This is a genomic window from Streptomyces sp. SirexAA-E, assembly GCF_000177195.2.
Classification (GTDB): domain Bacteria; phylum Actinomycetota; class Actinomycetes; order Streptomycetales; family Streptomycetaceae; genus Streptomyces; species Streptomyces flavovirens.
In genome coordinates this window covers 6,663,115-6,685,530 of the sequence record NC_015953.1, presented here as the reverse complement: position 1 = coordinate 6,685,530, position 22,416 = coordinate 6,663,115, and the positions used below count along the sequence as shown (strand labels likewise).

The window sequence follows — 22,416 nt, the reverse complement described above, 5'->3', positions numbered from 1 at the left end:
CCTCTCCCTACCTGGACGTGATCTCGACGACGACCCAGCGTCCGCCGCTCGGTCGGGCGGTCACGGAGAGCTGGGCAGCCGCCGTGGTGGCCGCCTTCCCCTCGCGCTCGTACACCTGGTCCAGGAAGACCAGGAGGTGGGCGCTGCCGGTGCCGAGCCGGGTGACTCCGGCGCGTACGACCTGCGTGGTGAGCGTCAGTTTCTGGTCGGCCGCCTGCTTCTCGACCTGGCCGTACAGCGCCGCGTACTGCTGGAGCGCCTTGCCGGCCAGTACCTGCTTCGCCGTCTCCTTCGTGGCGGCGGTGGTTCCCGGGCCGTACGAGAAGACCTTGCTGAGCGCGCTGCTGACATCGCCCGTGACCTGGGCGGTCGCCGCGGTGTCGGTCAGCGCGTGGTTGGAGGTGGCCGGGGTGTCGCGGAGCCGCTGCCCCTGGACGAAGAGGGTGATGCCGCCCGCCAGCAGGGCGACGGCCAGGACCGCGGCGAGGATACGGGGCCTGGGGCCGCGCCGGGCCGCGCCCGCCTCCTCGGTGTCCGCGTCGGGTTCGCGCGTCTCCGGGTCGTCGGGGACGTCGGCGAGTGTGGTCGCTCCGGTCCGCCTCATGCGCCGCCCCCGACCGGTAGTGCGTCCAGTGCCGTGACCTTCCAGCCGTCCCCGGTGCGGGCCAGGGACGCCTCGAAGCGTTTGCGTTCCGTGCCGCCCTTGCCGGTGCGCGGGGTGACCTCCACGTCGACCGTGGCGATCAGGGACGCCGTCCCGGCCCGTTCGTCGAGTGCGGTGAGCGCCGCGTCGGTGACCTTGCCGCGTGCCGTGGCGCCCGACTCGGTGAGCGCCTCGGTGTCCTTGGCCCGGGTGCCCTCCAGCCGGTCGTGCAGCGGGCCCGTGGAGGCGTCGAGCCAGGCCGTGAGCCCGGACTTCACGCGCGCGGCGCCGGTGCCGTCCATGCTGGTGAGCCGGGCGAGGTGCCGGGTGCCGTCGGCGAGGGCGGCGTCACGGCTCCTGGCGTACGCCAGGGTCTCGTCACCGCGTGCCTGGGCGTACGACCAGCCGCCGAAGGCGCAGATCAGCACGGCCGCGAGCAGTACGGCCCAGGTGCCGGGGCTCTTGGTCGGGGCGTTCACGCGCCACCTCCCAGGCCCAGCAGTCCGGCCATGCCGTCGGCCGCCGGTGCGGTGCCCCCGGTGGTGCCGGTCCCGGTGAGCAGAGAGCCCGGCTGGGCCGGTTCGGGCACCGGGCCGCCCTTGGGGGCGTTGGCGCTGCCGCGGACGTTGATCCCGCTGCCGGGCGGGGAGGCGCAGCGGGCCTTGGTGTTGACCGCGGGGGCGGTGGAGAGGTCGGTGCCGGGCCGGTAGGTGGTGGAGCCGTATCCGGCGGTGCAGGGCAGTGGTTCGAAGAAGGTGACGGACATCCCGAACCGGGCGGCCCCGTCCTCGTCGATGATGCTCGCGCCGGCGGCGGCGACCGCGGGCACCTTGACCAGGAGTTCCTCCAGGCCGCGCTGCCGGGTGACGGCGACCTCGGAGGTGGTGAGGAGGTTGGCGACGACGACGCCGAAGCCGGGTTCCACGTCCCGCAGCAGCCCGCTGATCTGGGCGGTGGCGTCGGGGGCGGCGGCGATCAGCCGGCGCAGATCGGTGTCGGAGTCCTTAAGTTCGGCGGCGAGCCGCTCGGCGCCGGATGCGAACCCCTTGAGGGCTTCGCCCTGTTCGGCCTGGGTGCGCAGGACGCGTTCGCCGTCCGACATGAGCTTGGTGGTGGTGGGCAGCGCCTCGTCGGCGGCCTCGACGAAGGCGCTGCCGGTGTCGAGCAGCACCTGGAGGTCGTCCCCGCGCCCTTCGAAGGCAGCGCCGAACTCGTCGACGACGGTGCGCAGCGCTTCCGCGTCGACGGAGGCCGTCAGGTCGTTGACGCTGGTCAGGACGTCGGTGACGGGGGCGGGGATGGTGGTGTCGGCCTGGTCGATGACCGAGCCGTTCCCCAGGAAGGGGCCGTCCGCGCGGGTGGGCCGCAGGTCGATGTACTGCTCGCCGACGGCTGAGAGGCCGGCGACGACGGCCCGCAGGCTGTCCGGGATGGGCGGCGCGTCGTTCTCGATGCGCAGCTCGGCCTCGACGCCGTCGTCGGTGAGCTCGATGGGCCCGACCCGGCCGACGGAGACACCCCGGTAGGTGACGTCGGAGTGGGTGAACAGGCCGCCGGTCTGCGGGAGCTGGACCTTGACGGTGTAGTAGTCGCGCAGGCCGACGTAGCGGCCGAGGTCGGCGTACCGGACGCCGAGGTAGCCGAGGACCAGCACCGCGATGACGAGGAAGGCGATGTTCTTGAGCCGGGTGGCGAGGGTGATCATCAGTGGGTGCCCTCCGTGCCGGATGCGGGGACCGCGGGGAGCGGCAGGGGCAGTGCCGTCCCGGACTGCTGCTGGGCCTTGGGGAAGGTGGGGGTGGGGTCGCCCGGGGTGAGCGCGGGGATGATCCGGGTGCCCGGTGCGGCCGTGACGTCCAGGTAGACGTTGAGGTAGTCGCCCTTCACCCCGCGCAGCACCTCGTCCGTGAACGGGTAGGTGAGCAGCACCTGGAGGGAGTCGGGGAGGTCGTTGCCGGAGTCGGCGAGCGCGGTGAGGGTGGGGGCGAGTGCCTTGAGGTCGGCGATCATGTCGGCCTTGCTGCGGTTGACCGTGTCGACGGCGACGGTGGAGAGCGTGTCGAGCGAGCGCAGCATCGTCAGGAGCTGGCCGCGCTGCTTCTCCAGGACCTTCAGACCGGGGCTGAGATCGGTGAGCACGGTGCCGACGGCCTGTTTGCGGGTGGCCAGGGTGGCGGCGAGCCGGTTGACGCCGTCGAGCGCGTCGGTGATGTCCTCCTTGTGGTCGTCCAGGTCGGTGACGAGGGTGTCGACGCGGCTCAGCATGGAGCGGATCTGGGGTTCCTGTCCGGACAGTGCCTTGTTGAGCTCGGTGGTGATGGTCTTCAGCTGGTCGACGCCGCCTCCGTTGAGGAGCATCGACAGGGCGCCGAAGACCTCTTCGACCTCCGGGTTGCGGTTGGTGCGGACGAGCGGGATCCGGTCGCCGTCGGTGAGCGACCCCCGGGCGGTGCCGTCGGCGGGCGGTGAGAGCTGGACGTACTTCTCGCCGAGGAGGCTGGACTGTTCCAGGTGGGCGTAGGCGTTGGCGGGCATCTCGATCTTCCCGTTGACGCGCATGGTGACCTGGGCGGTCCAGCTGCCGGGACTGAGGGAGATCTTGGTGACCCGCCCGACGGCCACGTCGTTGACCTTGACGGAGGACTGCGGGGAGAGGCTGAGGACGTCGGCGAACTCGGCGGTGATCTCGTACGGGTGGTCACCGAGGTCGGCGCCGCCGGGCAGCGGCACCTGGTCGATGCCCGTGAAGGAGGGCAGGTCGACGGTGGTGGCGACGAGCACGAGGGCGGCGCAGGCCGCGACCAGGGCGGCGATTCCCGCGGTGGCGCGGGCTCCGGGTCTGCGCGGGGCGCGGCTCATCGGTGCGCCTCCTTCTTCTTCTCGTCCGTCCCGGCCTTCTCGCTCCCGGTCTTCGCCGGGGTGCCGTAGACGGTGCCGACGGCCGGCAGCGGCAGGGTGGGCAGCGATTTCTGCCGGGTGGCGTCCACGGGGGCCAGTCCGTCCAGGCCGGTGACGCCCTGCTCCGGGTCGAGGAGCGGGCCGCCCATGGAGAGTTCGTTGAGATTCGTGCGTCCGTTCAGGGTGCGGTTCGCCGGGTCGTAGGCGTTGAGCACGTTGCCCGCCGTCAGGGGCAGGGTGTCGAGGGATTCGGCGAGCGAGGCGCGCTGGTCGACCAGGGTCTGGGTGAGCGGCACCAGGAGGTCGACGTTCTTCTTGAGGGCGCCGCGGTTCTTCTGGATGAAGCCCTTGACCTGGCCGAGTGCCGTGCCCAGCTCCTTCAGTGCCGCGCCGAGGTTCTCCTTGTCGTCGGCGAGGAAGCCGGTGACGGAGTTGAGCTGCTGCTCGGCGGCCCGTACGTCGCCGTCGTTCTCCTTCAGCATGGTGGTGAAGGTCTGCAGGTAGGACAGCGTGTCGAAGAGGTTGTCGCTGGACTTGTCGAGGGTCTTCGTCGCCTTGCCGAACTGCTCGATGGAGTCGCCGATGGCCTTGCCGTTGCCCTTGAGGTTCTTCGAGCCGGTCTCCAGGAGTCCCGAGAGGGCCCCGTCGGCGTTGGCGCCCTCGGGGCCCAGTGCCGTGGAGAGTTCGGTGATCGACTCGTACAGCTGGTCGATCTCGACCGGGGTGGCGTTGTGCGCGGCGGGCAGGACGGCGCCGGGCTCCAGCCGCGCTCCCCCGGTGTAGGCGGGGGCGAGCTGGACGTACCGGTCGGCGACGAGGCTGGGGGCGACGACGACGGCGTGCGCGTCCTCGGGGACCTCGACGCCCTCGTCGAGCCGCAGGGTGACGCGGACCTCCTGGCCGCGTGGTTCCACCGAGGCGACGGTGCCGACCTTGACCCCGAGGATCCTCAGGTCGGACCCCGGGTAGACGCCGGTGGCCCGGTCGAAGTAGGCGGTGACGGTCGTCGTGCCCTTCTCCTCCAGGGCGCTCACACCGGAGGCCGCGGCCACGGCCACGACGGCGAGTCCGGCGGCGATGCCGATGACACGGGTGCGTCTCATGTCAGCGGCCCCCTTGCTCGGGCGGCATGCAGTCGTTCGCCGGGGGCGTGCCGGCGGGCAGGTAGTCCTTCGGGACGACGCCGCATACGTAGTTGTCGAACCAGCGCCCGTTGCCGAGGGTGTTGCCGACGAGCCGGTTGTAGGAGCCGGCCAGCGAGAGCACCTTGTCCAGGCTCTTGCGGTTCTTCACCAGGACGCCGGTGACCCGGCTCAGCGAGTCGAGAGTGGGCCGCAGCTGCTTGTTGTTGTCCGTGACCAGGCCGGTGAGCTGGGTGCCGAGGTCGCGGGTGCCGGTGAGCAGCAGGTGGATGGAGTCCCGGCGGGCCTGGATCTCGCCGAGGAGCAGGTTGCCGTCCTCCAGCAGGGTCTCGAAGCTGCTCTTCCTGGTGGCGAGTGTCTTGGTGAGCCGCTTGCTGCCCGCCAGCAGCGTGGCGAGCTGCGCGTCGCGTTCGGAGACGGTCTTCGACAGCGCGGAGAGTCCTTCGGCGGCGCTGCGCACGTCGGGCGGGGAGTCCTTGAAGGTCTCGGAGATGGTCTCGAAGCTCTGGGCGAGCTGCGCGGTGTCGATCTCCTCGATGGTCTCGCCGAGGCCGTCGAACGCCTGGGTGACGTCGTACGGGGAGGTGGTGCGGCCGACCGTGATACGGCTGCCGGGGTCCTGCGGGGCGTCGCCCAGGGGGTCGACGGCGAGGTACTTCTCGCCCAGGAGGGTCTTGATGGCGATGCCGACGGTGGAGGAGTCGCCGATCCAGGCGTCCTTCACCCTGAAGTCGACCTTCACCGTGCCGCCGTCGAGCGAGACCCCGGTGACCTCGCCGACCTTGACGCCGGCGATCCGTACCTCGTCGCCGGTGTCGAGGCCGGCGGACTCGGTGAAGTCCGCGCTGTAGGTGGTGCCGCCGCCGACGAAGGGCAGGGCGTCGGCGCGGTACGCGGCGAGGCCGACGAGGACCAGGACGACCAGTCCCACGATGCCGACGACGACGGGGTTGCGTTCCCGTACGGGCCTGATGCTCATGCCTGGCACCTCGGCTGGGTGATCGTGATGCCGGTGGGCGGGGTGCTGCCGTCCTCGGTGCTCACGCCGCTGACCCGGGCCTCGCAGAGGTAGAGGTTGAGCCACGACCCGTAGGAGGTGAGCCGGGTGATCGCCTCCATCTTGGCCGGGGTGTTGCGCAGGAAGGTCTCGATCGTGGGGGCCTTCTCGTCGAGCTGCCGGGACAGCCGCCCCAGCTGCGCGATGTCCTTCTTGAGGGGCGCGCGGCCGTCCTGGAGGAGGTCGGCGGTGACGGTGGTGAGGGCCCCCATCGCGGTGACGGCCTCTCCGAGCGGCTGCCGGTCGCCGGCGAAGCCGGTGACGAGTTCCTGGAGGGTGACGACGAGGTCGTCGAATCCCTTCTCGCGGTCGTTGACGGTCTTCAGGACCGTGTTGAGGTTCTTGATCACCTCACCGATCACCTTGTCCTTGGCCGCGACGGTGCCGGTCAGCGAGCCGACGTGGGAGAGGATGCTGTCGACGGTGCCGCCCTCGCCCTGGAGGACCTGCACGATGGAGCCGGCGAGCTGGTTGACGTCCGGCGGGGAGAGTCCTTCGAAGAGTGGCTTGAAGCCGTTGAAGAGCTGGGTGAGGTCGAGCGCGGGGGTGGTGCGCGAGTCCGGGATGGTCGCCCCCGGCCGGAAGCTCTCGCCGACGGGCCCGGCGCCCTGGCCGAGGTCGACGTAGCGCTGGCCGACCATGTTGAGGTACTTGATCGACGCGGTCACCGACGCGGGCAGCTCGCGGCCCTTGCGTACGGCGAATCCGACCTCGGCCAGCCGTCTGTCGGCGACCTCGATGGACTCGACCTGGCCGACCTTGACGCCCGCGATGCGGACGCTGTCGCCGACGACGAGCCCGGTGACGTCGGTGAACCGTGCCTTGTACGAGGTGGTGTCGCCGACGCCGGTGTCGGCGATGGACAGCGCCAGGACGGTGGTGGCGAGGGCGGTGACCACGACGAAGACGAGGGACTTCACGACGGGTCCCGCGAGGGAGCGGCGCTTCACTTGAGCTTCACCTCCGCACCGCGGAAGGCCGGACCGATGAGCACGCTGCTCCAGTCGGGCAGGGACTGCGGCTGGACGTTCAGTGAGGGGGCGACGAGTTCGTTGACCAGGACGCTCTCCTGGGGGGAGTTGGGCAGGCCGAGCGCGGTGTCGGTACCGGCGGGTGACTCCGAGGGGGCCGTGCTCCGCGGGGCTGGGGCGGTACGGGCGTCCGCGGTCGGGACCGCCGCGCCGGTGTACGGCACCCCGTAGCAGTGCGGGCCGCCGGCCGCCTGGTAGACCGGGGTGTCCTTTCCGGCCACGTACGCGCCCATGGACTCGACGGTCTTGACGGTGACGTGGAGTCCGGGCCGGTCGGTGCCCTTGCCGAGCGCCTTGTCCATGGCGGGCACGAATCCCGCCATGGTGCGCAGGGTGCAGGGGAAGGCGTCGGAGTACTCGGCGAGGAGTTCGAGCGTCGGCCGGCCGGCGGCGGAGAGGCGGATGAGGTTGTCCTTGTTCTTCCGCAGGAAGGCCGTGACGTCGCGTGCGGAGGCGGTGGTGGAGCCGTAGAGGTCCGCGAGTTCCGCCTGCTGTTCGGCGATCGTGCCGCTGGTGGTGGTGAAGTCGGTGAGCGCGTCCAGCACGTCGGGGGCGGCGTCGGCGTAGAGGTGGCTCACCTTGACGAGTTCCTTGATGTCCTCGTTGAGGGTGGGGAGTTGCGGGTTGAACTCCTTCAGGTGCGCGTCGAGGGTGACCAGCGTGTCGCCGAGCTTGTCGCCGCGTCCTTCGAGGGCCTGGGAGACGGCGCCCAGGGTGGCGGCGAGCTTCTGCGGTTCGACGGCGGTCAGCATCGGCAGCACGTTGTCGAGGACCTCCTCCAGCTCGATGGCGTTGCTGGAACGGTCCTGCGGGATCTCCGCGCCCGCCCGCAGGGTCTGCGCGGAGGGCACGGGCGGCGGGACGAGCGCGACGAACCGCTCCCCGAAGAGGGTGGTGGGCAGCATCTGGGCACTGACGTCCGCCGGGATCTGTCCGAGCCGGTCCGGCTCGATGGCGAGGGTGAGGCGCGCTCCCTCGCCGTCGGTCCGGATGTCGCGGACCTGTCCGACCACGACGCCGCGCAGTTTCACGTCGGCGTTGTCGTGCATCTCGTTGCCGACGCTGCCGGTCCGTACGGTCACGGTGGCGTCGTCGGTGAACTTCTTCTCGTAGACGGAGACCGACAGCCATACGAGCACGGCGGGCACGAGCACGAAGGCCACGCCGGCGAGTCTGCGGCGCACCGTCTGCGCCTGGGAGGTAGGCATCAGCCGGCCACCTTCACCGTTGTCGTCGCGCCCCAGATGGCGAGCGAGAGGAAGAAGTCGGTGACGCTGATGAGCACGATGGCGTTGCGCACCGACCTGCCCACGGCCACCCCCACGCCGGCGGGTCCGCCGGTGGCGTGGAAGCCGTAGTAGCAGTGGGCGAGGATCACCAGCACGCTGAAGATCAGCACCTTGAGCACCGACAGCAGGACGTCGTCCGGGGAGAGGAAGAGATTGAAGTAGTGGTCGTAGGTGCCCGCGGACTGGCCGTTGAACAGGACCGTGATGTACCGGGAGGCGAGGTAGGAGGAGAGCAGCCCGATGGCGTACAGCGGGATGATCGCGACGACGCCGGCGATGATGCGGGTGGTGACGAGGTAGGGCATCGACCGCACGCCCATCGCTTCGAGGGCGTCGACCTCCTCGTTGATCCGCATCGCGCCGAGCTGGGCGGTGAAGCCGGCGCCGACGGTGGCGGAGAGGGCGAGCCCGGCGACGAGCGGGGCGATCTCACGGGTGTTGAAGTAGGCGGAGATGAAGCCGGTGAAGGCGGAGGTGCCGATCTGGTCGAGGGCGGCGTACCCCTGGAGGCCGACGACCGAGCCGGTGGCCAGGGTCATGGCGATCATCACGCCGATGGTCCCGCCGATGACGCCGAGGCCGCCGCTGCCGAACGCCACCTCGGCCAGCAGGCGTTGGACCTCCCTGAGGTAGCGGTGGAGGGTCCTCGGGATCCAGACGAGGGCGCGTACGTAGAAGGTGAGCTGTTCGCCGGAGCGGTCCAGCCAGCCGAGCATCGACATCGCTCAGCCCCCCTTCGGGGGGACGATCTGGAGGTAGATCGCCGTGAGGGCCATGTTGACCGCGAACAGCAGCATGAAGGTGATGACGACGGACTGGTTGACCGCGTCGCCGACGCCCTTCGGCCCGCCGCGCGGGTTCAGGCCCCGGTAGGCGGCGACGATGCCTGCGATGAACCCGAAGATGAGCGCCTTGAGTTCACCGATGTACAGGTCGGGCAGCTGGGCGAGGGCGGAGAAGCTGGCGAGGTAGGCGCCGGGGGTCCCGCCCTGCATGATCACGTTGAAGAAGTAGCCGCCGAGGGTGCCGACGACGGAGACCAGCCCGTTGAGCAGGACGGCGACGCCCATGGTGGCCAGGACCCGCGGGACGACGAGGCGCTGGACGGGCGAGACGCCCATGACCTCCATCGCGTCCAGCTCCTCGCGGATCTTGCGTGAGCCGAGGTCGGCGCAGATGGCGGAGCCCGCCGCCCCGGCGATGAGCAGGGCCACGATGAGCGGGCTGGCCTGCTGGATGACGGCCAGGACGCTGGCGCCGCCGGTGAAGGACTGGGCACCGAGCTGTTCGGTGAGCGAGCCGACCTGGAGGGCGATGACCGCGCCGAACGGGATGGAGACGAGCGCGGCGGGCAGGATGGTGACGCTGGCGACGAACCAGAACTGTTCGACGAATTCCCGGAATTGGAACGGCCGCTTGAAGACGGCGCGGGCGACGGCGAGGGCCAGCGCGAAGAGCTGACCGGTCTGGCGCAGTGGGGCCAGGAGCCGCGACGGGGGTCTTGGCCCCGGGGCCTTGTGGAGGGGGGCGGTCGTGGCGGGCGGCTCCGGCGGCCGCACCGGGAGGGGTGCGGTCACAGACGCCCACCGCCCAGGGTCGGTGTGTAGCTGTTCCTGATGGCCGCGCGGGCGGCCTCGGGCAGCTGGGACATCATGGACTGGACCCGCTCGCGGCGGCGCAGGGCGCCCTGCCGTACGGGCAGTCCGGGCGAGGGCTCCAGCTGCGGTACGACGGTGCGGGGTCCGGGGGGCGCGTAGCCGTTGCCGAGGGTCTGTTCCGCGGCGAGGGTGGCGGCGTCCTTCTCCTCGGACATCCCGATGGGCCCTTCCCGGCGCCCCGAGAGGAACTGGGAGACCACCGGGGTGTCGCTGGTGAGCAGCACCTCACGGGGGCCGAAGGTGACGAGGTTGCGGCAGAACAGCATGCCCATGTTGTCGGGGACGGTGGCCGCGATGTCGAGGTTGTGGGTGACGATGAGCATCGTCGCGTCGATCTGCGCGTTGAGGTCGATGAGCAGCTGCGAGAGGTAGGCGGTCCTGACCGGGTCGAGGCCGGAGTCCGGCTCGTCGCAGAGGATGATCTGCGGGTCCAGGACGAGGGCGCGGGCCAGGCCGGCCCGCTTGCGCATACCGCCGGATATCTCGCCCGGCAGCTTTTCCTCGGCTCCGAGGAGGCCGACGATGTCGATCCGTTCCATGACGATGCGGCGGATCTCGGATTCTTTCTTGCGGGTGTGTTCACGCAAGGGGAAGGCGATGTTGTCGAAGAGCGACATCGAGCCGAAGAGCGCGCCGTCCTGGAACATGAGGCCGAAGAGTTTCCGGGCCTCCATGATGTCCTTCTCGGGGCTGTTGACCATGTCGACGCCATCGACGAGGACGCGTCCCTTTTCCGGCTTCAGCAGTCCGATGATGGATTTCAGGAACACGGTCTTCCCGGTGCCGGAAGGGCCGAGCATGACGCTGACCTCACCGGCCGGCAGCGTAAGGCTGACATCCTGCCAGATGTTCTGCTTGCCGAAGGATTTCGTCAGGCCTTCGACGACTACTTCGATTCCCATCGGCCCTCCTTCGAAGAGGTGGTGAAAGGCGTCATCTGTCGGCGCTCCGGCTCCGGTGAATCCAACGGCGGCTCGTCGTGCATGCACCGGGAGGCGCACGCTATGTCCGCCGAATCAGCCAGGGCAAGCCGTTGAACAGCGATTTCGTCGGACTTCGATCTCGGGGTGGATCACTTGTCACCGGATGACAAACCTGAGGAGCAGGCTTGTCAACGAGTGCGCAAGCGGTCGTGGTGCGGTGCGGCGACCCAAGGCCGGCGGAGGCCGGAACACGAGGTGTCACCGGTTTTCCCGGGATGCCGAACGCGCAGGCGCGGACGCCTTTCCCGCTGTGCTCAACGGGACGCTACGGGCCGGTAACCTGATTGCGCAATAGTCGATGCCCACTTTCCTCGCCGAGGCGTCACGACCGATGCTCTTTTGTGCGCGGATGAGTAATCACGACGCCAAACCTGTAAAAAGGCGAGGAGTGCGGGACGTCCCGTGCGCCGTCCGTGACAAACCAACGGCCGGTACACGAAAGGGCCGAGCCCCCGCGGAAGGACCCGCGAGGGCTCGGAAGTGTCCGGAGAGGGCGGGACAGCCCCTGAGGGCGCGGTCAGCGCTCCGGCCGGGGCTTCTCCGGCGGGCAGGGGGAATCCGGGTTCGACGGGAGGCACAAGGGGGCCTGCGTCATCTTGATGTAATTGCCGCCGCCGGAGATGGAGGCCGTGAGGAGCGGATCGAGGTCCTCACCGACGCCGCATCCCTCGAACGGCGGGATGTAGGTCGTGCCGTCCATGGTGCCGCCCCGTTGGACGGTGTAGCCCTCGGCCGGGTAGGTCGTGCCGTACGCGTGCAGGACCTGCTTGATCGGCTGCGCCGTATGGCAGTCGGGGCCCACGTCGAGGGCCACACCGTTCACCTGGACGTCTTTGACCCGCAGGGCGAACGTGGCGCTGATGGTGGTGTACTCCGGGTAGCTCGGGTACTTCTCCAGGTCGTTGAGGGCGACGGAGTCGATGGCGGCGGTGGGGCCCACCTGCTCCAGGACGATCGTCGCCGTGGTCGGCATGAATCCGAAGGTGAGGAACGTGCCTTGGGCGGGCGGCAGCTGGCGCTTGCCCTCGTGTTCGAACTCCGCCGTGCTGCCGACCTGCACCGTGTTGAGGCAGTTGTCGTTGACGTAGCTCGTCATCATGGTCACGTTGGTGTGCGCGGGGCCCAGGAGGGCCGCGCCGCCGAGCTTCTTCACGTTCGTGTACCCGGTGGCGTAGGTGTCGGCCGGGATGTTGAGCCCGAACGGCGGAGAGGGGCACGGCTCGGCCCCTTCGTCCGCCCGTGTCCGAGCGGGCTCCCGGGGGGCCTCTTCGGCCGGCTCGCTCCGCGGTTCCTCGGGGAAGAGGTCGTCCGGGTCGGGCTCGGCGGAGGGCGGCGGACCGGTCTCGTCCGTGGCGGGGCCGCTGACGGTCAGCGAGGCGAGCACGGCGTCGCGACTCCCCTGCAAGGCGCAGGGGACGTCGATGCCGTCCGGCACGGCCGGGGTCCCGTCCTGCTTCGACGGGTCGAGCCGGAGGGAGAGGTCCGACGCCGTCACGGTGGCCGTGCCGGGCGAGCCGAAGGTCGCCGTCGGGACCGGGCCGCCCGCCACCAGCGAGACGCCCTCCTCGCCGGTGATGTCCTGGGCGGGGGCGGTGAGCCCGGACCAGTCGGCCTCGGCCGAGTCGGTCCCGGCCGCGTACACGACGGAGAGGTCGGCGCGGGCGGAGACCGCGGTGGCACCCGCGTCTTCCAGGGCCTGTGTCACCTCGGGCGGCAGGTCGAGGGCCACCGTCACGTCACCGGTCTCGACCGGCACACCCGGCGTCGCCTCGTCGGCGAAGGTAGCGCCGACCACCACCGTGACGGCTCGGCTCCCGGAGGGGAACTGGCAGAGGTAGTCCAGGACCGCCTCCGACGGCCGAGCCTGGGCGGCGGATTCGGCGCTCGGAAGGATCGAGGCGGCGACCACCAGGAGACCGCCCGCGGTCAGCCGGGCGGACCGGTGTGCGGTCCAGTGCGTGGAGAATGCCATATGACTCCGCCTTCCGGCCGTGGTGGTGAGGGCCCGTCACGCGCCGACGCTCGCGCGGACGCGCTCGGTGTACCGCGGTCTCCTGACGCCGCCGGTGCGCGGCGGGCGGCGGGAGGGGACGCGGGGCGCCTGCGGGCGCGGGTCCACCGCCGCTCACCGGTCGGTACCGTACGCGGCGGCCGACCCCTTGGGAAGCGGTCGGCTCCGTCCTCCACCGGTGCCGGCCGTCCTTTGGCACTGGATGACAAAGGATGCCGTCGCACTGTCGGCCGGTGAGCAGAGGCGGGTGCGCCCGGCCCGGCCGGAGCCGGACCGGGCGCCCGGGAGGACGACGGTCGTACAGCCGGATCAGCTGTACGTGATGACCGGCGAGACCCCGGAGGTGTGCTTGACCGTGTAGGTGCCCTTGAAGGTGGCGGTCGCACCGACGATGCTGCAGCCGGCGCCGGTCTTGCTGCCGATGGTCAGCAGTCTGGGGCTGGTGGCCGCCGGCGCGACGGCCAGGGTGCCGTTGGCCCCGCCCGTGCTCGGGTTGTTGTAGACGGCGTCCACCGTGCCGGTCACCTTGAAGGTGCAGGGGCCGAGGACGCTGGTGCCGGTGACCGTGGCCTGGATGCCGCCGATCCAGCCCGTGGTCTTCCCGGTGCCGTTGGTGCCGGCGCCGGCCGCGTACCCGCCCGGGGTGTTGCCGTTGATCGTCCACGGCGTCACGGCCGAGACGGTCCAGGTGCTGCCGAAGGGGCCCGTGCACGGCGAGTTGAACGAGGCCGCGGTGATGTTGGCCAGCAGCGGCCCGGCGGTGGGCGAGGCGGGTGCGTTGCCGTTGGCCGATGCGGTGGCGCACTGGATCGCGTTGCCGATGTTGTCCGTCAGGGTCGTCACACCGGCCGTACCGGTGAAGTTGCCCGTCGGCGTGACGTTCCACGCGGCGGTCGGCCCCGCGGTGGCGGACGGTGCGGCCAGGGCGACCACGGCGGCGGCTGCGCCGACGGCGGTGAGGAAGCGGGCCTTGTTCGACATGAATTTCTCCTGTTTCCGTTGGGGAATTGACCGGACCGGCGCTGCGCACGCGGCACAACGCCGGTGGTACGGATTCGTGGAGTGCGCACACCGCCTTTTCGGGACGGTGTGCCGGTACGCTCCGAGGCCGCGCCGATCCTCTGCCGTCTGTGCGGTCTGTTCGGCCGCCGTTTCTTTCTGCCGGCCCGTGCCGGTGGAAAGGCGGGTGGAATCAGCGAGCCGCCGAGTGCCAGAACCGGGACAGTTCCCTGCCCTCTTCGGGTGCGTGGGCCGCCGGCGCGTAGGGGCTGGCGAAGTAGGTCGACGTGTCGTCGAGCGCGACGTTGTTGTTGCCCGAGGCCGAGGGCAGACCGGTCTTGAGGTTGACGGCCCAGTCCAGCAGGCCGGCACCGCAGCCACTGGCCCCCGGAACGGCGAACGACGGGTCGGCCTGGTCGGCACCGGCGAAGCTGTAGCGCCCCATGACGCCGTTCTCGTCGTCCGGGTCGCCGTTGCCCGCGAACCGCTGGAGCGAGAGCGAGGGCGCGGTCACGTTCTTCGGCTGGAGCAGAACAGGCTTGGACGTGGTGCCGATGTAGCACTTGTCGCCGAGGAGCGGGTTCTTGAGGTGGATGCGGACCGGGAGGGTGAGGATCGGTACGTCGGTGGTGAAAGCCGCCCCCATGTTGAAGTCGCGCGGTGCGCCCGCCGGTTCGATGGTCGCCGTGATCCGGTTGAGGTCCGCGTCGGTGATCTGCTTGCACACGGCGGAGACGACCGGGATGTTGCTCGGGCACATCAGGCCGATCAGGCCGCCGGGCACGGTGGCCGAGTCTGCGACCAGCGCGCCTTCGGAGGGGGCCACCAGGCTGGTCGTGCCGTCGCTGCGCTGGAGCACCCCGAGCTGGAGATCGGTGCGGCCGGTCGTCACCACGGTGTTGCCCAGCTTGATGGAGCCGCCGGCCGAACCCGAGGAGATGCACGTCGCGACGGTGTCGACGCCGTCCGCCGCCAGCATGGCCGGCGCGTCCACCGGGCAGCGGCCGAAGGGCCCCCAGTGTCCGTTCAGTTGCGTCGCCGCGGTCGCCGTACCGGTGGAGAAGAGCGCGCCGAACGCGGTGACGGCCGCCAGCGTTCCCACACGCGTCCTGGTCGAAACGGATCTCATGTCGTCCCCTCTTGACTTCCGCCGAAAAGGCGGCGCCGGTGCGCGAATGTATGGGTTCATCGACACGTCTCGGCGCGAGGGATCGCGTGCGCTGACGGCCCGATGGGTGCGGTGCATCGTGATGGTGCAGAACGCGAAAACTTCGAGCAACTAATTCGGGGGGATTTCCTGTCCGAATTGGATGAGCCGTGATGTTACTCGCGGGAAACACGGCGACACAATCCCGTCGTTCGAAGATCTTTTCACCTGCCGCATTTTGATCCGCGAATGAGCAGCGGGACCCGCCGCTTTGTCAATCGGTGCGCAGGACGGGGCAAGAAGGCCGCCCGGCATCCCCTCTCGGTGATCGCCCCGCACACACGGACCGCCTCTCGGCCGCACCGGAGACCAGGCCGACTTGTCACGGCACCCATGGTTACCAAGGGTTACCTATGTATCGGCGGGCGAGCAATCGGCCGAAAACATTGTCCGGAAGTGAGCATCCGCGCCCTACCTGCACCAAAGCCCCACAACGAGGCCGAAGTGTGTGCCCCCTGCATTCCGATCTTGTCCAAGTGGTGGGCAGCCGGACCGACTTCGTCTATCTTCGGCGCCGTTGTCGGTATACACCTGTCGGTCCGTGGGAGCGCTTTCCCCCCACTGCCTCACCCACGCCGGGCACCGCAGAGCAAGGGGACGGTCATGCCGAGAGTCGTTCAGCCGCTGGACACCGGGGATCCACTGGGGCCACTGCCCCAGGAATTCGCCGCGATCATGCGGCCGGAACTGCCGAGCCTGATCAAAGAGATAGGCATGGAAGTGACACGCGCCTACCCCGAATACGCGCGCCTCCTGAACGGCCCCAACGGAAAATCCATCCGCATGGGCGTCGAGCAGAGCCTGTCGTCGTTCGTCGATCTGGTCGCCGAACCCACGGCGCCCACGGTCCTACGCGACGACATGTGCCGGAGATTCGGCCGGTTCGAGGCCTACGAGGGCCGGTCCATGGACGCGCTCCAGGGCGCCTACCGGCTGGGCGCGCGGATCGCGCTGCGGCGGGCGAAGAAGGTGGGCCGCAGCCACCACTTCTCGCCGACCCTCATGCTCACCTTTGCCGACGCCCTGTTCGCGTACGTCGACGAGCTCGAAGCCCTGTCCCGCGAGGGCTATCTGGAGGTGCAGGCCCAGTCCGACCAGCAGGGCGAGGCCATGCGCCGACGGCTCCTCCACCTCGTCCTCGCCGGCCGGCCCGTGCCCCGCACCGCCATAGCGGAACTGTGCGAGCAGACCGGCTGGGCCCTGCCCGAGCAGGTCACCCTGGTCGCCGTGCGCACCCCCGTGGGGGTGGACCCGGCCGACCTGCCCCGCGACGCACTGGTGGACCTGGGTGACCCGCAGCCGCACATCCTCCTCCCCGGACCGCTGGACGCGACACGGCGGGAGGCGCTCGACCGGGCACTGACCGGCACGCGGGCGGTGATCGGGCTGACCGTGCCCACCGCGGACGCGGCGGACTCGATCCGCTGGGCGCGGCGCGTGGTCGAGCTCATCGACTCGGGGGTCGTGGAGGACCTGCCCGTCGTCCGGTGCGAGGACCACCTCACGACCCTCTGGCTGCTCACCGACCCGGCCCTCCTCGACCAGCTCGCCGAACGGGAACTCGCTCCCGTCGCCGGCATCAGCGCCACCCGCCGCGAAAGGCTGCTGGAGACCCTGCGGATCTGGCTGGAGACCCGGGGCACCGCCGCGCAGATGGGCGAGCTGCTGGACGTCCACCCGCAGACGGTGCGCTACCGGATGCGCGGCCTGGAGGGAATCTTCGGCGACCAGTTGACCGATCCGGAGGCCCGGTTCGCCACCGAGGCGGTGTTACGCGCCCTGCGACTTCGCACCCGTACCGCCCAGCCTCTGAGCTGACGCCTCATCACAGTTTGCGTAAAGAATCAACTTACCCACCGGTAAGGCGAAATAGACGGTCAGTCCCAAACGGTTGCGACACGGAGACGTATCCGAGGAGAAACCCGGAACTGCGTCCCGTACACAAGGAGGAGGGGTGGCCCACCGGCCACCTCACCGCACCACCTCCTGGCCGACCATCCGAGAGGGAACCATCGATGACCACCGCCCACCTCCTCGTCCCCGTCCCCATCCCGGACCGGGTCGCCGCACTGATCGGCGCCTGCATCCCGCCGCACATCCTGGAGGCGGAGTTCGACGCCGACTGCGCCGCGCGTGAGGTCCTCCGCTTCCGCGGCCCACGGCTCTGCGTGGAGGACCAGGCCGACCGCGAGCAGGCGCTCTCCGAGCTGGCACGGGCCAACAAGGTGCTGGCCGCCCACCACCCCGCACTTCCGGTGCGTCCGGGCGGCGTGCGGTGACGCTTGCGCCGGGAGGGCGCCACCTTTACCTTACTCAAAAGTAAGTTTACTCTTGAGTAAGGAGTTGGCGTGCCCGACGACAGCAACGGCAGCCTCACCGACGAACTGGCCGGGCTCGACTTCGCCGCGGTGTCCCCCGAGGAGTTCGCCCGAATCGTCAAGGGCCTGTCGGGCAGGCAGCTCGGCGAGGTCATGCGGGGCGAGCTGCGCACCCGGGTGCTGGGCGAGGTGTTCGGCCGGATGCGGCAGCAGTTCCGCCCCGAGGCGGCGGGACGGCTGAAGGCCCTGATCCGCTGGAGGATCACGGGCGAGAGCGACGTGTTCTACGAGACCTCCATAGCCGACGGCACCTGCGCGGTGACCCAGGGCCGCTCGGAGGCGGAGCCCCGGACGACGCTGGTGATGGGTGACGCGGACTTCCTCAAGCTGGTCTCCGGCAACGGCAACCCCGTGACGATGTTCATGATGCGCAAGCTCAAGGTGGCCGGCGACGTCGGTCTGGCCTCGGGACTCACCCGCTACTTCGACATCCCGAAGGCCTGAGCCCGTGAGCTACTTCTCCCTCGCCCTGACCGAGGAACAGCAGGACCTGCGCAACTGGGTGCACGGCTTCGCCGCCCAGGTGGTGCGCCCGGCGGCGGCCGAATGGGACGCGCGTGAGGAGACCCCCTGGCCCGTCATCCAGGAGGCGGCCCGGATCGGCCTCTACGGTTTCGAGTCGCTGGCCGACATGTACGGCGACCCCAGCGGCCTCTCCCTGCAGATCGCCAACGAGGAACTGTTCTGGGGCGACGCCGGGATCGGTATGGCCCTCTTCGGCACCTCGCTCGCGGTCGCCGGGATCTTCGCCTCCGGCACCCCCGACCAGCTCGCCGAGTGGGTCCCGCAGTGCTTCGGCGACGAGGACGCCCCGAAGGTCGCCGCGTTCTGCGTCTCCGAACCGCAGGCAGGCTCGGACGTCTCGGCGATGCGCACGAAGGCCCGCTACGACGAGGCCAAGGACGAATGGGTGCTCTCCGGCCAGAAGGCGTGGATCACCAACGGCGGGATCGCCGAGATCCACGTGGTCGTCGCCTCCGTCGACCCCGCCCTCGGCTCCCGCGGCCAGGCCGCGTTCGTCGTGCCGCCCGGCACCCCCGGTCTGGCGGCGAGCCGCACCGTCAAGAAGCTCGGCCTGCGCGCCTCGCACACGGCCGACGTCTTCCTCGACGACGTACGGGTGCCCGGTCACTGCCTGTTGGGCGGCAAGGAGAGGCTGGACGCCCGGCTCGCCCGCGCCCGCGAGGGCACCACGGCCAAGGGCCAGGCCGCGATGGCGACCTTCGAGGTGAGCCGCCCCACGGTGGCCGCCCAGGCCCTCGGCATCGCGCGGGCCGCGTACGAGTACGCGCTGGAGTACGCGGGTGAGCGCGAGGCCTTCGGCCGCCGGATCATCGAGAACCAGTCGATCGCGTTCGCCCTGGCCGACATCCGCACCGAGATCGAGGCCGTGCGCCTGCTGATCTGGCAGGCCGCCTGGATGGCCCGCAACGACCGGACGTTCGACGCCGGACAGGGCTCCATGTCCAAGCTCCGCGCGGGCGAACTCGCCGTGACGGCGACCGAGAAGGCCGTCCAGATCCTCGGCGGCGCCGGATACAGCCGGGAGCACCCGGTGGAACGGATGTACCGCGACGCCAAGATCTACACGATCTTCGAGGGCACCAGCGAGATCCAGCGCCTGGTCATCGCCCGCGCGATCTCGGGCCGCCACATCCGCTGACGGTGCGCGGGCGCAGGCGGGGGTGCACGGCGTCCGGGAATGCCCCCGACGCGGTCGGAACGATGCCCGGCGCGCGCCCGTAGACTCTGAGCATGCCCATATCCCCCACCGAGCCGACGCCTGCTCGCTCGCTCACCGAGCTGAACGCGGCGATCCGCGCGCTCGTGCACGGCGGCCTCGGCACACCGGAGGCCCGCCGGGAGTACGAGCTGCTCCTCGTGGAATGGGCGGCCTCGGTGCGGACGGACGTGAGCGAGGCCGCCTGAGGTCCGTCCCGTCCCACCCGGTCGACACGGTTCGCCCGATCCGGGCCCCGCGGCACCGAGTTGACAGCGCGCCGCCCTGATGGCGCTCGTCCGTGCGCACCGTCCACCGAGGACGACGGGCCGGGTCGGCCGCCTCGTCACGCAAGTGAGGCCGGCGGGCCGGCGGCGCGGTCGACGTCCCGGGGCCGCCGATCCACCACCCCCAGGGAGTACGCCGTGCACGTCCCGGCCCGCACGACCCGCCTGTCCCTCCTGTTCGTCACCGACCTCGCCTACGAGGCACGCGGCCGCCGCTACGGCGACGAGGACGTCTTCCTGACGGCACGACTGCGCGAGGAACACGACGTCGCCCTCTGCCACCCACGGGACGCCGCCGCACTGCTGGACCGCTTCGACCTCGTCGTCCTCCGCAACAGCGGGCCGGTGGTGTATCACCGCGAGGCCTACGACGCGTTCCGCGCCCGTGCCCGGGAACGGGGGACCCGGGTCTACAACAGCCTGGACGGGCGCGGCGACATGACCGGCAAGCAGTACCTGGTCGATCTCAGCCGTGCCGGCCACCCGGTGATCCCGACCGTGGACCGCACGGCCGACCTCGCGCTGCTTCCCGGGGCGGCCGAGTACGTGGTGAAGCCGAAGCTCGGCGCGGACTCGGTCGGGCTGAGGTTCACCGGGGAGCCGTCGCTGCTCGGCGGCGCGGACGGCACGGTGCTCGTCCAGCCGCGCGTCGACTTCCGGTACGAGGTGTCCTTCTTCTTCGTGGACCAGGACTTCCGTTACGCGCTGTACGCACCCCACCCGGAGCGCCGCTGGGTGCTGGAGCCGTACGCGGCCACCGGCGAGGACCTGGAATTCGCCCGGCGCTTCGTGGAGTGGAACACCCTCACGCACGGCATCCAGCGCGTGGACGCGTGCCGCACCCGCGAGGGCGAGCTGCTCCTCGTCGAGCTGGAGGACCTCAATCCGTACCTGTCGCTGGACCGTGTCCCCGAAGAGGTCCGTGAGGCGTTCGTGGACCGCCTGAAGGCCGCGCTGCGGGCCCTTTCGGGCTGACTCGTCCGGACCCTCGCGGCATGCGGGGCCCGGGGTGCGGTGTGAGGGTGCAAGGGTGACCACTGCCAGCGAGACCGCCCCCGCCCCGCAGAGTGCCACCGCGCCCCCCGTGCTCGACCCCCGCCGCCGCAACATCGTCTTCGCGACCATCGTGCTGGGGATCCTGCTGGCCGCCCTCGACCAGACGATCGTGGGGACGGCCCTGCCGACCATCGTGTCGGACCTCGGCGGCGCGGAGCACATGTCCTGGGTGGTCACGGCGTATCTGCTGGCGGAGACCGTGGCGACGGTGCTGGTCGGCAAGTTCGGTGACCTGTTCGGGCGGAAGTTGATCTTCCAGATCTCCGCGGTCATCTTCATCACCGGTTCGTTCCTGTGCGGTCTCGCGTCCGACATGCTGCTGCTGATCATCTGGCGCGGTGTGCAGGGCGTCGGCGCGGGCGGGCTCATGGTGACGGCGATGGCGCTGATCGCCGATGTGATCCCGCTGCGCGACCGGGGCAAGTACCAGGGCGCGATCGGCGCGGTCTTCGGCGTGGCCACCGTGGTCGGCCCGCTGCTGGGCGGGCTGTTCACCGACCATCTGACCTGGCGGTGGGCGTTCTACGTCAACGTGCCGATCGCGATCGTCGTGGTCGTCGCGGCGGCCCGCACCATCCCGTCCGTCCGGGCGGCGGGGCGCCCCGTCATCGACTACCTGGGCATCGCGCTGGTCGCGGTGGGGGCCAGCGCACTGATCCTGGGGACCAGCTGGGGCGGCAACGAGTACGCGTGGGGCTCGCCGATGATCATCGGCCTGTTCATCGGCGGGGTCGTCGCGCTGGCGCTGTTCTGCGTGGTGGAGACGCGGGCGAAGGAACCGATGCTGCCGATGCGGCTCTTCCGCAACCCGGTGTTCGCGGTCTGCTCCATCCTGAGCTTCATCGTGGGCTTCGCGATGCTCGGCGCGATGATCTACCTGCCGACCTATCTGCAGTACGTGGACGGCGACTCGGCGACGCTGTCGGGAGTGCGGACGCTGCCGCTGGTCATCGGTCTGCTGGCCGCGTCGATCTTCAGCGGCAACGTGGTCAGCAAGACCGGTCACTACCGGCTCTTCCCGGTCGTCGGTTCCCTGGTGATGGCGGGCGGACTCTTCCTGCTGTCCCGGATGGGCCCGGACAGCGGAATCTGGCGGGAGTCCCTGTTCATGCTGGTCCTGGGAATCGGGATCGGCCTGTCGATGCAGGTGCTGACGATCGCCGTGCAGAACACGGTCGACTACGCGGACCTGGGGACGGCCACGTCGGGCGTCACGTTCTTCCGCACCCTGGGCAGCTCGTTCGGTACGGCAGTGTTCGGGACGATCTACGCCAACGCGCTGCGGCCGAATCTCGCCCAGGGCATCGAGCAGGCGGCTCGGGCGGGAGGAGACCCCGCGAGGCTCGCGGCGGCGGCGGAGAGCCCGCAGGCGGTGCACGCGCTGCCCGCCGAACAGACCGCTCCACTGGCCCAGGCCTACGCGGACACCCTGCACACCGTCTTCCTGTGGACGGTGCCCGTGGCGCTGATCGGGTTCGTCGTGTCGCTCTTCCTGAAGCAGGTGAAGCTCCGCGACTCCGCGCGGGCGAGCTCGACCGACATGGGTGACGGCTTCGCCCGGCCGACCGCCGGTGACCCGGCGCGGGTGCTCGAATCCTCGGTGGCCCGGATCCTGCACGACGCGGGCCCCGGCACGGCGCGGCGGGTCGTCGCGGATTCCGACACCCGCCTCGACATGGCGGGCGCCTGGGCCGTGATGCAGGTCGACCTGTTCACACGGATGGTCGGCCACGCGGGGCTCGGACTGATCGCCACCCGGCACCGGATCCCGCCCGAGGTGCTGGTGCCCGTCTTCGACCGGATGATCGACGAGGGCTACCTGACCGGGGACGGCCGGCTGTTCACCCTCACGTCGGCGGGCCGGCGTGAGGTGGCGACGATCTCCGCCGCCTGGGGGCGCTGGCTCAACGAACGGCTGGCCGAGGACGGGGCGCAGCCCGACGACCGGCAGCTGCGGGCGGCGGTCGACGTGATCGCGAAGCGGCTGCTCGCCGAGGACCTGGCGCAGGAACTGTCCCCCTCGACCGAGCGGGAGGCGGCCCCGGCCTGACGGGCCC

General features: G+C 70.4%; 21 protein-coding genes. 7 read left to right on the top strand and 14 right to left on the bottom strand.

The features are described from left to right. Positions 1-7: 7 nt before the first annotated feature. The 14 genes from SACTE_RS29160 to SACTE_RS29095 all read right to left on the bottom strand — a co-directional run bounded on the left by SACTE_RS29160 (position 8) and on the right by SACTE_RS29095 (position 14,840). A complete protein-coding gene (locus SACTE_RS29160) occupies positions 8-604 on the bottom strand; it encodes a hypothetical protein (RefSeq protein WP_014049606.1) in 597 nt (198 codons plus the stop codon). After that, a complete protein-coding gene (locus tag SACTE_RS29155; RefSeq protein WP_014049605.1) occupies positions 601-1,122 on the bottom strand; it encodes a hypothetical protein in 522 nt (173 codons plus the stop codon). The genes SACTE_RS29160 and SACTE_RS29155 overlap by 4 nt, the downstream gene beginning before the upstream one ends. After that, on the bottom strand, positions 1,119-2,348 hold the full coding sequence (locus SACTE_RS29150; RefSeq protein WP_014049604.1) for an MlaD family protein: 1,230 nt from the start codon (positions 2,346-2,348) through the stop codon (positions 1,119-1,121). Before SACTE_RS29150 ends, SACTE_RS29155 begins: the two co-directional genes overlap by 4 nt. Further along, positions 2,348-3,502 (bottom strand): MCE family protein, encoded by a 1,155-nt coding sequence (locus SACTE_RS29145; protein ID WP_014049603.1) that lies wholly within the window; start codon positions 3,500-3,502, stop codon positions 2,348-2,350. Before SACTE_RS29145 ends, SACTE_RS29150 begins: the two co-directional genes overlap by 1 nt. Beyond that, on the bottom strand, positions 3,499-4,644 hold the full coding sequence (locus tag SACTE_RS29140) for an MCE family protein (protein WP_014049602.1): 1,146 nt from the start codon (positions 4,642-4,644) through the stop codon (positions 3,499-3,501). The genes SACTE_RS29145 and SACTE_RS29140 overlap by 4 nt, the downstream gene beginning before the upstream one ends. Position 4,645: 1 nt before the next feature. Beyond that, a complete protein-coding gene (locus tag SACTE_RS29135) occupies positions 4,646-5,662 on the bottom strand; it encodes an MCE family protein (protein WP_014049601.1) in 1,017 nt (338 codons plus the stop codon). Next, positions 5,659-6,690, bottom strand: coding sequence for an MCE family protein (locus SACTE_RS29130; protein ID WP_014049600.1), 1,032 nt, complete (start codon positions 6,688-6,690; stop codon positions 5,659-5,661). Before SACTE_RS29130 ends, SACTE_RS29135 begins: the two co-directional genes overlap by 4 nt. After that, positions 6,687-7,979: an MCE family protein gene (locus SACTE_RS29125; protein ID WP_014049599.1), complete on the bottom strand. Its 1,293-nt coding sequence runs from the start codon at positions 7,977-7,979 to the stop codon at positions 6,687-6,689. Before SACTE_RS29125 ends, SACTE_RS29130 begins: the two co-directional genes overlap by 4 nt. Further along, a complete protein-coding gene (locus tag SACTE_RS29120) occupies positions 7,979-8,782 on the bottom strand; it encodes an ABC transporter permease (RefSeq protein WP_014049598.1) in 804 nt (267 codons plus the stop codon). Before SACTE_RS29120 ends, SACTE_RS29125 begins: the two co-directional genes overlap by 1 nt. 3 nt (positions 8,783-8,785) lie before the next feature. After that, positions 8,786-9,637 (bottom strand): ABC transporter permease, encoded by an 852-nt coding sequence (locus SACTE_RS29115; protein WP_014049597.1) that lies wholly within the window; start codon positions 9,635-9,637, stop codon positions 8,786-8,788. Next, on the bottom strand, positions 9,634-10,620 hold the full coding sequence (locus tag SACTE_RS29110) for an ATP-binding cassette domain-containing protein (RefSeq protein WP_014049596.1): 987 nt from the start codon (positions 10,618-10,620) through the stop codon (positions 9,634-9,636). The genes SACTE_RS29115 and SACTE_RS29110 overlap by 4 nt, the downstream gene beginning before the upstream one ends. A 598-nt stretch (positions 10,621-11,218) precedes the next feature. Further along, positions 11,219-12,673 carry a DUF6801 domain-containing protein gene (locus tag SACTE_RS29105; protein WP_014049595.1) on the bottom strand — a complete coding sequence of 485 codons (1,455 nt, stop codon included), beginning with the start codon at positions 12,671-12,673 and terminating at the stop codon, positions 11,219-11,221. 348 nt (positions 12,674-13,021) lie between these two features. After that, positions 13,022-13,693 carry a hypothetical protein gene (locus tag SACTE_RS29100; RefSeq protein WP_014049594.1) on the bottom strand — a complete coding sequence of 224 codons (672 nt, stop codon included), beginning with the start codon at positions 13,691-13,693 and terminating at the stop codon, positions 13,022-13,024. A gap of 211 nt (positions 13,694-13,904) precedes the next feature. After that, positions 13,905-14,840 (bottom strand): hypothetical protein, encoded by a 936-nt coding sequence (locus SACTE_RS29095; RefSeq protein ID WP_014049593.1) that lies wholly within the window; start codon positions 14,838-14,840, stop codon positions 13,905-13,907. A gap of 681 nt (positions 14,841-15,521) precedes the next feature. On the opposite strand from SACTE_RS29095, the gene SACTE_RS29090 reads away from it, so the two are divergent. From SACTE_RS29090 to SACTE_RS29065, 7 genes are all read left to right on the top strand, one after another. Continuing rightward, entirely contained in the window at positions 15,522-16,736 is a 1,215-nt protein-coding gene (locus tag SACTE_RS29090) for a helix-turn-helix domain-containing protein (RefSeq protein ID WP_014049592.1), read from the top strand. A gap of 197 nt (positions 16,737-16,933) precedes the next feature. After that, complete coding sequence (locus tag SACTE_RS29085) at positions 16,934-17,197, top strand: hypothetical protein (protein ID WP_014049591.1); 264 nt, start codon at positions 16,934-16,936, stop codon at positions 17,195-17,197. A 69-nt stretch (positions 17,198-17,266) separates the two neighbouring features. Then, on the top strand, positions 17,267-17,740 hold the full coding sequence (locus tag SACTE_RS29080) for an SCP2 sterol-binding domain-containing protein (protein WP_014049590.1): 474 nt from the start codon (positions 17,267-17,269) through the stop codon (positions 17,738-17,740). Positions 17,741-17,744: 4 nt separating this feature from the next. Then, entirely contained in the window at positions 17,745-18,959 is a 1,215-nt protein-coding gene (locus tag SACTE_RS29075) for an acyl-CoA dehydrogenase family protein (RefSeq protein WP_014049589.1), read from the top strand. 92 nt (positions 18,960-19,051) lie between these two features. After that, entirely contained in the window at positions 19,052-19,225 is a 174-nt protein-coding gene (locus SACTE_RS34690; RefSeq protein ID WP_014049588.1) for a hypothetical protein, read from the top strand. Between the two features lie 216 nt (positions 19,226-19,441). Beyond that, positions 19,442-20,278 (top strand): hypothetical protein, encoded by an 837-nt coding sequence (locus SACTE_RS29070; protein ID WP_014049587.1) that lies wholly within the window; start codon positions 19,442-19,444, stop codon positions 20,276-20,278. Positions 20,279-20,333: 55 nt separating this feature from the next. Further along, positions 20,334-22,409: an MDR family MFS transporter gene (locus SACTE_RS29065; RefSeq protein ID WP_014049586.1), complete on the top strand. Its 2,076-nt coding sequence runs from the start codon at positions 20,334-20,336 to the stop codon at positions 22,407-22,409. The last annotated feature ends 7 nt before the right edge of the window (positions 22,410-22,416 follow it).

Excerpts from the sequence above, each read along its gene's own strand:
- SACTE_RS29140 (WP_014049602.1), bottom strand. The coding sequence starts at position 4,644 with ATGAGACGCACCCGTGTCATCGGCATCGCCGCCGGACTCGCCGTCGTG.
- SACTE_RS29135 (WP_014049601.1), bottom strand. The coding sequence starts at position 5,662 with ATGAGCATCAGGCCCGTACGGGAACGCAACCCCGTCGTCGTCGGCATC.
- SACTE_RS29090 (WP_014049592.1), top strand. The coding sequence starts at position 15,522 with ATGCCGAGAGTCGTTCAGCCGCTGGACACCGGGGATCCACTGGGGCCA.
- SACTE_RS29120 (WP_014049598.1), bottom strand. The coding sequence starts at position 8,782 with ATGTCGATGCTCGGCTGGCTGGACCGCTCCGGCGAACAGCTCACCTTC.
- SACTE_RS29105 (WP_014049595.1), bottom strand. The coding sequence starts at position 12,673 with ATGGCATTCTCCACGCACTGGACCGCACACCGGTCCGCCCGGCTGACC.
- SACTE_RS29160 (WP_014049606.1), bottom strand. The coding sequence starts at position 604 with ATGAGGCGGACCGGAGCGACCACACTCGCCGACGTCCCCGACGACCCG.
- SACTE_RS29145 (WP_014049603.1), bottom strand. The coding sequence starts at position 3,502 with ATGAGCCGCGCCCCGCGCAGACCCGGAGCCCGCGCCACCGCGGGAATC.
- SACTE_RS29150 (WP_014049604.1), bottom strand. The coding sequence starts at position 2,348 with ATGATCACCCTCGCCACCCGGCTCAAGAACATCGCCTTCCTCGTCATC.
- SACTE_RS29125 (WP_014049599.1), bottom strand. The coding sequence starts at position 7,979 with ATGCCTACCTCCCAGGCGCAGACGGTGCGCCGCAGACTCGCCGGCGTG.
- SACTE_RS29100 (WP_014049594.1), bottom strand. The coding sequence starts at position 13,693 with ATGTCGAACAAGGCCCGCTTCCTCACCGCCGTCGGCGCAGCCGCCGCC.
- SACTE_RS34690 (WP_014049588.1), top strand. The coding sequence starts at position 19,052 with ATGCCCATATCCCCCACCGAGCCGACGCCTGCTCGCTCGCTCACCGAG.
- SACTE_RS29110 (WP_014049596.1), bottom strand. The coding sequence starts at position 10,620 with ATGGGAATCGAAGTAGTCGTCGAAGGCCTGACGAAATCCTTCGGCAAG.
- SACTE_RS29095 (WP_014049593.1), bottom strand. The coding sequence starts at position 14,840 with ATGAGATCCGTTTCGACCAGGACGCGTGTGGGAACGCTGGCGGCCGTC.
- SACTE_RS29085 (WP_014049591.1), top strand. The coding sequence starts at position 16,934 with ATGACCACCGCCCACCTCCTCGTCCCCGTCCCCATCCCGGACCGGGTC.